10 protein-coding genes are annotated in these 11,033 nt (G+C 70.2%); 1 reads left to right on the forward strand and 9 read right to left on the reverse strand.

The window, feature by feature from the left end; genetic code table 11:
- Nucleotides 1–32: 32 nt before the first annotated feature.
- Nucleotides 33–800, reverse strand: coding sequence for a type I methionyl aminopeptidase (gene map / locus Q9K23_RS01455; protein ID WP_053776487.1), 768 nt, complete (start codon nt 798–800; stop codon nt 33–35).
- Between the two features lie 88 nt (nt 801–888).
- Here map and Q9K23_RS01460 point away from each other — a divergent pair, with 88 nt between their 5' ends.
- Nucleotides 889–1,155 (forward strand): helix-turn-helix transcriptional regulator, encoded by a 267-nt coding sequence (locus Q9K23_RS01460; RefSeq protein WP_020793303.1) that lies wholly within the window; start codon nt 889–891, stop codon nt 1,153–1,155.
- Nucleotides 1,156–1,935: 780 nt separating this feature from the next.
- Here Q9K23_RS01460 and Q9K23_RS01465 read toward each other — a convergent pair.
- From Q9K23_RS01465 to mihF, 8 genes are all read right to left on the reverse strand, one after another.
- A complete protein-coding gene (locus Q9K23_RS01465; RefSeq protein WP_053776486.1) occupies nt 1,936–3,399 on the reverse strand; it encodes a transcription antitermination factor NusB in 1,464 nt (487 codons plus the stop codon).
- Nucleotides 3,396–4,337, reverse strand: a complete 942-nt coding sequence (fmt, locus tag Q9K23_RS01470; RefSeq protein WP_053776549.1) for a methionyl-tRNA formyltransferase — start codon at nt 4,335–4,337, stop codon at nt 3,396–3,398. The genes Q9K23_RS01465 and fmt overlap by 4 nt, the downstream gene beginning before the upstream one ends.
- Nucleotides 4,338–4,401: 64 nt before the next feature.
- Nucleotides 4,402–6,438: a primosomal protein N' gene (locus tag Q9K23_RS01475; RefSeq protein WP_305950526.1), complete on the reverse strand. Its 2,037-nt coding sequence runs from the start codon at nt 6,436–6,438 to the stop codon at nt 4,402–4,404.
- A gap of 248 nt (nt 6,439–6,686) precedes the next feature.
- Nucleotides 6,687–7,898, reverse strand: coding sequence for a methionine adenosyltransferase (metK, locus tag Q9K23_RS01480; protein WP_020792797.1), 1,212 nt, complete (start codon nt 7,896–7,898; stop codon nt 6,687–6,689).
- Nucleotides 7,899–8,009: 111 nt separating this feature from the next.
- Nucleotides 8,010–9,293 (reverse strand): bifunctional phosphopantothenoylcysteine decarboxylase/phosphopantothenate--cysteine ligase CoaBC, encoded by a 1,284-nt coding sequence (gene coaBC, locus Q9K23_RS01485; protein ID WP_305950355.1) that lies wholly within the window; start codon nt 9,291–9,293, stop codon nt 8,010–8,012.
- Nucleotides 9,294–9,316: 23 nt separating this feature from the next.
- Nucleotides 9,317–9,616, reverse strand: a complete 300-nt coding sequence (gene rpoZ / locus Q9K23_RS01490) for a DNA-directed RNA polymerase subunit omega (RefSeq protein ID WP_020794709.1) — start codon at nt 9,614–9,616, stop codon at nt 9,317–9,319.
- 71 nt (nt 9,617–9,687) lie between these two features.
- Nucleotides 9,688–10,326 carry a guanylate kinase gene (gene gmk / locus Q9K23_RS01495; RefSeq protein WP_169798212.1) on the reverse strand — a complete coding sequence of 213 codons (639 nt, stop codon included), beginning with the start codon at nt 10,324–10,326 and terminating at the stop codon, nt 9,688–9,690.
- A gap of 20 nt (nt 10,327–10,346) precedes the next feature.
- A complete protein-coding gene (gene mihF / locus Q9K23_RS01500; protein WP_020791706.1) occupies nt 10,347–10,661 on the reverse strand; it encodes an integration host factor, actinobacterial type in 315 nt (104 codons plus the stop codon).
- Between the last annotated feature and the right edge of the window lie 372 nt (nt 10,662–11,033).

Below are 11,033 nucleotides of genomic sequence, written 5' to 3' on the forward strand. Positions count from 1 at the left end.
CCTCAGGACGCCGGCCGGCCCCGCGCCACAGCTCAGGCCCGCAGGGTCAGGATGCGCGGTCCGTCGTCGGTGATCGCGATGGTGTGCTCGGTGTGCGCGCCGGGTGTGCCATCGGCCAGGCGCAGGGTCCAGCCGTCGGGATCGGTGACGAGTTCGTCGGTGCCCGTCCCCCACCACGGCTCCAGCGCGAGGGTCATGCCGGCCTTGAGCTTGAGGCCGCGCCCGGCGCGACCGCGGTTGGGGACGTGCGGGTCCTCGTGCATGGTGTGGCCGAGGCCGTGATCGCCGAAGTCGGTGTTGACCCGGTAGCCGCCCTCGGCGGCGACGGCGCCGATGGCAGCGGAGATGTCACCGAGTCGTCCGCCCGGGACCGCGGCGGCGATCCCGGCGGCCAGAGCACGGCGGGTGGAATCGATGAGCGTGGTGATCTCCGGTCGCGAATCACCCACCTGGACGGTCACCGCGGCATCTGCGACCCAGCCGTCGATCGAGACCGCGAAGTCGAGGGTGAGTACGTCGCCGTCGGCGAGCACGTGGTCGTGGGGCATACCGTGCAGCACGGCGTCGTTGACCGACAGGCAGATGACGTTGCGGAACGGCCCGCTGCCGAAGGACGGGGCGTAGTCCCAGTAACACGACTCGGCACCGCGATCGGCGACCATGGTGCGGGCGTGCTTCTCCAGGTCGAGGACATTGACGCCGGGTTCGGCCTTCGCCGACAGCGTCTCGAGCACCTCCGCCACGAATGCGCCGGTGACCGCCATCTTGTCGATCTCGGCCGGGGTCTTCAGTTCCATCACGTCGTGGTCTCTCCTCAGGTGTCACGGTATTTCAATACCGACACCACGCTAGCACGCCCGGTACACAAATACCGGTATGCTCCGGTACATGGTGCGTGTGCCGCTGACCCCTGAACAGATCGACTCCGGTCGACGACTCGGCGCCCTGCTGCGCCGTGCCCGCGCCGGTCGCGATCCCGAGACCGTGGCCCGCAGCGCCGGGATCTCCCCCGAGACGCTCCGCAAGATCGAGGTCGGACGGATCGCGACGCCCAGCTTCGGGACCGTCGTCGCCATCTGCGACGCCGTCGGACTGCCGATCACCGATGCCGTCGACGTCTGGCGCGGCACCACCGAGGAACCACTCGCCATGTGAGCAGTCGGGTTCGGTCCCGGCTCAGCCACCAAGTTCAACTCCAATCACCCTACGGCGGTTGATGGTTGAGCCGACGAGGAGCGCGGCGACAAGTCGAGTCGAAACCTCCGCCGGCCGGGCTCACGAGGTGACCCACCGTCGAGGTGGTCACCGACACCGTTGCCTCACCGGGTTTCGACACGGGTCCTCGCCCTTCCGGCTCGGTCCCGGCTCAACCACCCAATCTTGTTGCCGCCGTTACAAGTCGAAACCTCCGCCGGCCGACCTCGCGACGCAACCCACAGTCGAGCAGGTCACCGACACCGTCCGCCCACCGGGTTTCGACACGGTCCTCGCCCTTCCGGCTCGGTCCCGGCTCAACCACCCAATCTTGTTGCCGCCGTTACAAGTCGCAACCTCCGCCGGCCGACCTCTGAACGCAATCCACCGTCGAGCGGGTCACCAACACCATCGGCCCACCAGGTTTCGACACCGCCCATCTCAGCCCAATACGGTTGGTTCCATTGATGGTTGAGCCGACGAGGAGCGCTAGCGACAAGTCGAGTCGAAACCTCCGCCGGCCGGGCTCACAAGGCGACCCACGATCGAGGTGGTCACCAACACCATCGACCCACCAGGTTTCGACACGGTCCTCGCCCTTCCGGCTCGGTCCCGGCTCAACCACCAATCTTGGTGCCGCCGTTACGGGTCGATCCGATCCCGGCTCAACCACCAATCTTGGTGCCGCCGTTACGGGTCGATCCGATCCCAGCGCAACCACCATATGCCGCCCGGGGTCGATCAGTCCTTGGTGATGGCCGCCAGGAACATGGCGTCGGTGCCGTGGATGTGCGGCCACAGCTGAACGTGCGGACCGTCGCCGAGGTCGTCGGCGCCGACCAGGCCACGCGCATCGAGCTGACGGGCACCGTCGACGGACCCGACGACGTCGGCGACCAGGCCGGTGGTCTCGGCCGGATGCGGTGAGCATGTCGAGTACACGACGATGCCGCCCGGACGGACCAGCGAGATGGCCTCGGTGAGCAGCTGGCGCTGCAATGCGACGAGGTCGGTCACGTCGCTCGGCTTGCGGCGCCAGCGCGCCTCGGGCCGGCGGCGCAGGGAACCGAGTCCGGTACACGGAGCATCGAGCAGGATGCGGTCGAATCCCGGCTCGAGACCGGTGTTCCCGACGACGTCACGGGCGTCGGCCACGTGCACCGACACCGGCAGGTCCCGCACCACACCACGGATCAGGTCGGCCCGGTGGTCGCTGATCTCCAGGGCGTCGACGTGTGCGGAATCGATGTCGGCGATGGCGCCCAGCAGCGCCGCCTTGCCGCCGGGACCGGCACACATGTCCAACCACCGGCCGGAGTCGGTGCCGATGTCGGCGATGGTGACCGAGCGGGCGACCAGTTGCGATCCCTCGTCCTGCACACCGGCGTACCCCTGCCGGATCGCCTCCACGTCACCGGGATCACCACCCGGCAGGTACACGCAGTACGGCGAGTACCTGCCGACCTCTCCCCCGCTGGTCAGCGCCAGTTCTTCGGCGGTGATGAAGCCGGGGCGGGCCACCAGGTGTACCGGCGGACGGTCGTCGTCGGCGGCCAGCGCGGCCTGCAGCTGTCCGGCCGAACGGCCCAGTGCCTCGAAGAACACCTCGGCGATCCAGCGCGGATGGGCGTAGCGGAAGGCGAGATTGCCGATCAGGTCGTCGGCCATCGGCGGGGCCAGCTGGTCGATCCAGAGTTCCTCGTCCCGTTGGGACACCTTGCGCAGCACCGCGTTCACGAAGCCACTCGGCCCGATCCCGGCCTCCGAGCGAACGAGATCCACCGAGGTGTCGACCGCAGCGTGCGCACCGATCCGGGTTCGCAGCAACTGATAGGTACCCAGCCGCAGCACGTCGAGCAACTTGCCGTCGATCTCGTCGACCGGCCGGTTGGCCGCAGCCGCGATCACCGCGTCGAGCGTGCCCTGCGCGCGGGCGGTGCCATAGGTCAGTTCCGTGGCCAACGCCGCGTCCCGGCCGCTGATGTGCCGCTCTCGCAGCATCTTCGGCAGGATCAGGTTGGCATAGGCATCGCGCTCGCGGACCGCACGCAGCACGTCGCGGGCGGCCTCGCGCACCGGATCGACCGTCTTGTCGCGGACCTTGGGGTCGCGCTTGGCATCTCGCCCACCTCGCGCCGGACGCCCCCCGGATCGCGCACCCTCCGATCGTGACCCGTACGAACGTGAACTCCCTGGCCTGCTCATCCGAGCACACTCCCCTCATCCGGACGGGCCCCACGTGCCCAGTCGGTGGCCGGCATCGGTTTCTTACCCGGCGCCTGAACCGATCCCAACCGCACCGGGACGGTCGCGGTGCCGACGTAGACGGCCTTCTTGGTGATCGCGAGCGCGCCCGGGGCGAGCTCGGTGGGTGCCTGCGGCTCGCCCGTGGACGGGGTGACCGGACCCAGCTTCAGCCGGGCATCGCCCAGGGTGGTCCAGGCGCCGGGTGCCGGGGTGTGCGCACGAATCCGGCGATCGACGATGTGGGCGGGCAGATCCCAGCGCACGCGGGCGTCGTCGACCTCCACCTTGGCGGCGTGGCTGACGCCCTCGGCGGGCTGCGGAACCGGGACGAGCGTGCCGGATTCGATCCCGGACAACGTGTCCACCAGCAGACCCGATCCGACGTCGGCGAGGCGGCCGAGCAGGTCCCCGGAGGTGTCGGTGTCGCGGATGGTCTCGGTGAGCACCCCGTACACCGGGCCGGTGTCGAGGCCCTTCTCCAGCCGGAAGGTGCTGGCGCCGGTGGTGGTCTCGCCGGCGGCGATCGACGCCTGCACCGGCGCCGCACCGCGCCAGGCGGGTAGCACCGAGAAGTGCAGGTTGATCCAGCCGTGGGTGGGCAGATCCAGCAGCGACGGCGGGACGAGCCCGCCGTAGGCGACGACCGCCCCGGCGTCGGGCGCCCACGCGGTCAGGGTCTCGAGGACCTCCGGCTCGCCGAGACGGCGCGGGGTGATCACCGGGATGCCGTGGGCGTCGGCGAGTTCGGCGACCGGGGCACGATGCACCTTGCGCCCCCGGCCGGACACCGCGTCGGGCCGGGAGATCACGCCGACCACCTCGTGTTCGGGTCCCTCGACGAGTCGCCGTAACGACGGTACGGCCACCTCGGGTGTGCCCGCGAACACGATCCTCACGCTGTCTGCCTCCACTTGGCCTGGTTGTGCACGATTGTCCACCCCGGAACCTGGGTTCGGGGGCTCATCCGATGGTAGGCGGGTCGATCTGCACCCGGATCGGCCCGGTCTCGTGCGCCGCGTTCCGCCGCACCTGTGCCGCGGTGAGCGCCTGGGCGAGGGCGCGTCCGTGTCTGCGGTCGGTGCGCACCAGCACGCGTTCGATCTCGCCGCCACCTGCACCGAATCCACCGCCCCCGAATCCGCCGCCACCGGCCGCCGTACCGGGGCCACCCCGACCGCCTCCGCCGACGCTGCCCGCGGCCGCCGAACGTTCCCAGTCCTCGCTGCCTGCCGGGGGGCGGACACCGTCGGGCAGCGGGACCGGACCCAGGGTGTCGGCGCCGTCGGGCAGTTCGAGCAGGTCGATGAAGCCGCTGACCAGCGCGGCCGGGCCGTCGACCGACGCCATCGTCACCGCCGGCGGGAAGCCCAGTTCGCCTCGGTGGTCGAGTTCGGCGGCGGCGAAGCCGACCGGATCCCACCGGATCACCGCCTGCACGGGCGTCAGTCCCGCGTCGGCGACGATGATCAGCCGACCGCCGTCGCCGCGGGGCCGCACGCGCGCACCGATCGCCATCCAGCGTCGGACGGTGTCCTCGTCGGCCCGCAGGTCGGCGCGGTCGAGCTGCGCCCACGTGTCCAGGACCACCGCGGCACCGTAGCCGCCGGGCGCCTCCGGCTCGGCCCCGGGCGTGGCCACCACCACCCGGGCGCCGGGCTCGAGGACGTCGACGATGGTCGATCCGCCACTGGTCACCACCGGCACCCCGGCGAAGGCACGGCCGAGCTCCTCGGCGGTGCGGCGGGCACCGAGGGTGAGTGCGCGGATCGTGGTGGCGCCGCATTCCGGGCACCGGAACCGGGCTTCGTGCCGGCCGCACCACCGGCAGGTCAGGCCGCCGTCGGCGTCCATCTGCAGCGGTCCGTGACAGGCACGGCAACGCGCGTGGGAGCGGCATTTCGCGCACGCCAGCGACGGGATGTAGCCGCGACGGGGTACCGAGAACAGCACCGGCGCGTCGGCGGCAACGGCCTTACGGGCGGCGTCGAAGGCGGTCGCGGGGATGCGGGCGGTACGGGCGAGAGGATCGCGGGCGATCCGCACGTCCTCGTCGGAGATGGCCTCCACCGCGGGCATGCGGTCGCGAACCAGCGGGCGGTCGGCGACGAGGTCGTGCGCCCAGCCCGACGCCACCAGCGACTGTGCCTCGGTGGTGCGGGCGAATCCGCCGATCACCAGCGCCGCCTGCTGGTGGTGGGCGCGCAACACCGCCACCTCGCGGGGATGCGGGTACGGGGCGCGCGGTTCGTTGAGCGAGTCGTCGCCGTCGTCGAAGACGACGATCAGCCCCAGGTCGTGGACGGGCGCGAAGATCGCGCTGCGGGTACCGAGGACGACATCGGCGGCCCCCCGGCGCACCGACAGCCACCGCCGATAGCGGGCGGTGGGTCCCAGCCCGGCCGACAACGTGACACACCGGTCGCCGAGCAGTGGTTCGCAGGCAGCCGACAGGCGGTCGAGATCACGCTGGTCGGGCACCACGATCACCACCCCGCGACCGGCGGCCGCGGTGATCGCGGCCAGGTCGGCGAGCCGTTGCGGCCAGTCCTCCCCCGGCAGCGCCTGCCACACCGCACGCGGATGTCCGCTCGTCAGCGATTCCAGGAACGACGCCCCCGCGCGGTAACGCTGCCAGGCGCTGCGATCCGGGACGACGATGTCGGTGGTGGGTTCGGGCGTGGGCTGCGCCTCGGTGCGGGCATGCCGCGGCGGCACCGCCAGGCGCAACACATCGGACATGGTCCCGGCGTAGCGGTCGGCGACCGCACGGCACACCCCGGCCAGTTCGGTGGACAGCACCGGTTCTGCGGAGACCACCCGGTCGAGCCAGCCGAGACGTCCCTTGTGGTCGGAGTGGTCGACCCGGTCGAGCAGGAAGCCGTCGACCAGACGTCCGGAGAACCGCACCCGCACCCGCACGCCGGGGACGGCGGACTCGTCCTGCTCGGCGTCGACGAGGTAGTCGAACGGCCGGTCGAGGTGGGTGAGACCCAGCATCGGCAGGACCTTGGCGATCGGCGCCTGCGGGGCACGCGCACGAGCACCGGCGGCACGCTTGCGCGTACCGCCGGTGCTGTCGGTCGTGCTGTCGGGGTCGGTCGTGCTGCCGGGTGCGGTGTCCTGATCCGTCACGGCGTCCAGGTCCGTCACGGCGTCCAGGTCCGTCACGGCCTCGGGGTCCGTCGCGATCTCGGCCTCGCCGGTACGACTGCCCTTCGCGGTATCGGCCACGAACGGCCCGGGACTTAGAGTCCGGCTGCCGCGCGCAGCTTCTCGGCGCGGTCGGTGCGCTCCCACGGCAGATCGACGTCGGTGCGGCCGAAGTGACCGTAGGCGGCGGTCGGCCCGTAGATCGGACGCAGCAGGTCCAGGTCGCGGATGATCGCGAGCGGACGCAGGTCGAAGATCTCGGCGATCGCCTGCTGGATCTTGACCGGGTCGGTCTTCTCGGTGCCGAAGGTCTCGACGAACAGACCCACCGGGGCGGCCTTGCCGATGGCATAGGCGACCTGCACCTCGATGCGGTCGGCGAGACCGGCGGCGACGGCGTTCTTGGCCACCCAGCGCATCGCGTACGCGGCGCTGCGGTCGACCTTCGACGGGTCCTTGCCGGAGAACGCACCGCCACCGTGGCGGGCCATGCCGCCGTAGGTGTCGACGATGATCTTGCGGCCGGTCAGGCCGGCGTCACCCATCGGGCCACCGAGGACGAACTTGCCGGTCGGGTTGACCAGCAGCCGCACGTCGGAGGTGTCGAGGGTGGGCAGTTCCAGCTCGGCGAACACCGACTCGAGCACCTCGGTGCGGATGTCGGGGGTGAGCATGTTCTCGAGGTCGATGTCGGCGGCGTGCTGGGTGGAGACCACCACGGTGTCGAGCCGGACCGGCTTGTCGTCCTGGTACTCGATGGTGACCTGGGTCTTGCCGTCCGGGCGCAGGTACGGCAGGGTGCCGTTCTTGCGGACCTCGGTCAGGCGACGCGACAGGCGATGGGCCAGCGCGATCGGGACCGGCATCAGCTCGGGGGTCTCGTTGGTGGCGTACCCGAACATCAGGCCCTGGTCGCCCGCACCCTGTGCGTCGATCTCGTCCTCGGAGATGCCGCTGCGGTTCTCGTGCGAGTTGAACACGCCGCCGGCGATGTCCGGCGACTGGGCGCCGATGGCGACGTTCACGCCGCAGGAGGCACCGTCGAAGCCCTTGGTGGACGAGTCGTAGCCGATGTCGAGGATCTTGGCGCGGACGATGCCGGGGATGTCGACGTAGGCGGTGGTGGTGACCTCACCGGCGACGTGCACCTGTCCGGTGGTGACCAGGGTCTCCACTGCCACGCGGGCCTTGGGGTCCTCGGTGAGGATCGCGTCCAGGATCGAGTCGCTGATCGCGTCACAGATCTTGTCCGGGTGCCCTTCGGTGACGGACTCGCTGGTGAAAAGGCGTGACGCGGAGCTGGTCATCGGATCCTCTCAGGGTGGTGTCGGCGACGTCCGCGTCGCCGGTCGTGGCTTCAAACGTACACAGTGGCAGCGCAGCCTGCGCTGCCGGGAGTGGCAGAACGAGAACGCGTGTCAGTTCTCGGTCTCATCAGGCACGAGCGTGCGGATCTCGTCAAGGATTCGGCTCGCCATGAGTGTTTTGGATCCCGGCGGAAGTGCCGTCTCCTCACCGCCCGACGACAGCAGCCAGCCGGTGTTGTCCTCGGTGCCGAACGCCTTGCCGTTGCCGACCGCGTTGACGACGAGCAGGTCGCATCCCTTGCGCTTGAACTTGGCGCGACCGTGATCGAGGACCCCACCGGTCTCGTCGCCGGTCTCCGCGGCGAATCCGACGATCACCGTCGACGCCGCGATCCACCCCTCGGTGCGGGCCTCGACGAGGCCGCGGAGGATGTCGGGATTGGTGGTGAGTTCGATCGGGGCGGGCCCCTGATCGCCCTTCTTGATCTTCGCGTCGGCCATCGAGACCGGCCGGAAGTCGGCGACCGCGGCGGCCATGATCACCACGTCGGCGTCGGCGGCCCGCTTGGTCATCTCGGTGGCCATCTGCTCGGCACTGCCGACACCGACGATGTCGACGCCTGCCGGATCGCCCGCGGCGCTGACCGTACCGGCCACGATGGTGACCTCGGCGCCGCGTTGTGCGGCGGCCCGGCCGAGGGCATAACCCTGCTTGCCGGAACTGTGGTTGCCGAGGAAGCGGACCGGGTCGAGCGGTTCGCGGGTACCGCCCGCACTGATCAGCACACGCAGGCCGGCGAGGTCGTACGGGAGGGCGTCGGGGCGGTCGAGCAGCAGCTCGGCGACCAGCGCGATCTCCTGCGGTTCGGGCAGCCGTCCGGGACCGCTGTCGGCGCCGGTGAGTCGGCCCGACGCCGGGGTCATCACGGTGGTGCCCCGCTCACGCAGGGTCGCGACATTGGCCTGGGTGGCCGGATGCTGCCACATCTCGGTGTGCATCGCCGGCACGAACAGCACCGGACATCGGACCACCAGCAGGGATGCGGTCAGCAGGTCGTCGGCGCGGCCTGCGGCGGCGCGGGCCATCAGGTCGGCGGTGGCCGGCGCGATGACGACGAGGTCTGCCTCCTGGCCGAGCCGGACGTGGCGCACCTCGTCGACGGCGTCGAACACCTCGGTGCTGACCGGGTTACCGCTGAGCGCCTCGAAGGTGGCCGCGCCGATGAACTCCAGCGCCGCCCGGGTGGGGGCGACGTGGACGTCGTGGCCCGCCTCGGTGAAATGCCGGATCAGCGAGCACACCTTGTAGGCGGCGATACCGCCGCCCACACCGATCAGGATGCGCTTGCGACCCCGGGTCACCGGGGCCGGCGTGGTTGCCGACTGTGCGGTCATGTGCGCGCCCCGCCGCGTTCTCGTTACTCGCCCTCGGTGTGCTCGAGCAGGTCGGAGTGGATCTCACGCATGGCGATCGACAGCGGCTTCTCCTGCAGACCCGGCTCCACCAGCGGGCCGACGTACTCGAGGATGCCGTCGCCGAGCTGGTTGTAGTAGTCGTTGATCTGACGGGCACGCTTGGCCGCGTAGATCACCAGCGCGTACTTCGACGACGCACGCTCGAGGAGGTCGTCGATCGGCGGGTTGGTGATACCCAGCGGGGTGTCGTAGACCGGTGCGTCGGTGATCTCGGTGGATTCGAAGTTGGTCGGCGTGCTCACGCGAACTCCTGCATTGGTCGTGGATGGGTCGGGCGAGAACAGACGCGTCCGACGGTGGTCGGTGGATCGGATCAGTCGGGGCGGTCGCCGCTGCTGTGCTCCAGGGCAGGCGCCGGATCGAGCTGATCGTGTCCGACCAGCAAGGATACCAATTCATCGGCCACCTGGTCGACTCGGCTGTTCACGAGGACGTGGTCGAACTCGTCCTGGGCGGCCATCTCGGTGCGCGCGGTGGCCAGTCGACGCTCGATCGCCTCGGGTGTCTCGGTGCCGCGGCCGGTCAGCCGGGCGACCAGGACGTCCCAGCTCGGCGGTGCGAGGAACACCAGGATCGCCTCGGGCAGGCGCCGGCGGATGTTGCGGGCACCGACGAGGTCGACCTCGAGCAGTACCGGAACCCCCGAGTCGAGGGCATCGGAGACCGGGCGCAGCGGGGTTCCCGACCGCTGCAGGCCGCCGTGGATGTCGGCCCATTCGAGGAGTTCGTCGGCGTCGATCATCCGGTCGAACTCCGCGCGGGTGACGAAGTGGTAGTCGCGTCCGTCGACCTCACCGGGTCGCGGGTCGCGGGTGGTCGCCGAGACGCTGAACCACAGGTCGGGGACGAGGTCCTTGACCCGGGCGACCACGGTGGACTTGCCCACGGCAGAGGGGCCGACCAGAACAACCAGTCGACCCCTCGCCCGTGCGGGCTGTATTGCTCCGTTCACGCTGCCTGTCTCGGCGTCGATCAGGAGCTGAACTTCTCGAGGAGCGCCTTGCGCTGACGATCGCCGAGACCACGCAGGCGGCGGGTCGGAGCGATCTCCAGCTCGGTCATGATCTCCTGTGCCTTGACCTTGCCGACCTTCGGCAGGGCCTCGAGCAGGGCCGAGACCTTCATCTTGCCCAGGATCTCATCTTCTTCGGCGTCCTTGAGCACCTGCTTGAGGTCGGTGCCACCACGCTTGAGGCGCTCTTTGAGCTCGGCGCGCACTCGGCGGGCGGCAGCGGCCTTCTCCAACGCAGCGGCGCGCTGCTCGTCGGTCAACTGGGGAAGCGCCACGGGGTCCTCCGTCTTTCGTTCTCGATCATCTGGACTGCACCGGCACCAAGTGGTGCCCGGTGGCGTGTGGCCGCTCGGCGTGGGTGCAGCGGGTTGGTTGCCCGGCACTCGCCGATTGGTGCGGCGAAAGCGACCGTACCCACGTGAGCTGGCATTTGCGAGGCCCACCCCTGGTGAACGCCGCGACGGCCGTGATGTACACACGCCGTCGAACGTCGGTGCGGATCGGGTCCGGTCGATCCCGACGCTACCCCATCCCGGTACCGGGTTGCGAACAAAGTGCCTGGTGAGAGGCGTGTCGCGAGATCAACGGGCTGCGTGGTGGCCGGTGAGACGCGACGAGGGGTGCCGAACGACTGAGACCTGTGTGAC

The sequence above is a fragment of the Gordonia sp. NB41Y genome (assembly GCF_030718915.1).
Taxonomy (GTDB): domain Bacteria; phylum Actinomycetota; class Actinomycetes; order Mycobacteriales; family Mycobacteriaceae; genus Gordonia; species Gordonia desulfuricans.

Coding starts and splice junctions, on each gene's coding strand:
- Q9K23_RS01460 (WP_020793303.1), top strand. CDS start 889: ATGGTGCGTGTGCCGCTGACCCCTGAACAGATCGACTCCGGTCGACGA.
- Q9K23_RS01465 (WP_053776486.1), bottom strand. CDS start 3,399: ATGAGCAGGCCAGGGAGTTCACGTTCGTACGGGTCACGATCGGAGGGT.
- Q9K23_RS01475 (WP_305950526.1), bottom strand. CDS start 6,438: ATGCTGGGTCTCACCCACCTCGACCGGCCGTTCGACTACCTCGTCGAC.
- metK (WP_020792797.1), bottom strand. CDS start 7,898: ATGACCAGCTCCGCGTCACGCCTTTTCACCAGCGAGTCCGTCACCGAA.
- coaBC (WP_305950355.1), bottom strand. CDS start 9,293: ATGACCGCACAGTCGGCAACCACGCCGGCCCCGGTGACCCGGGGTCGC.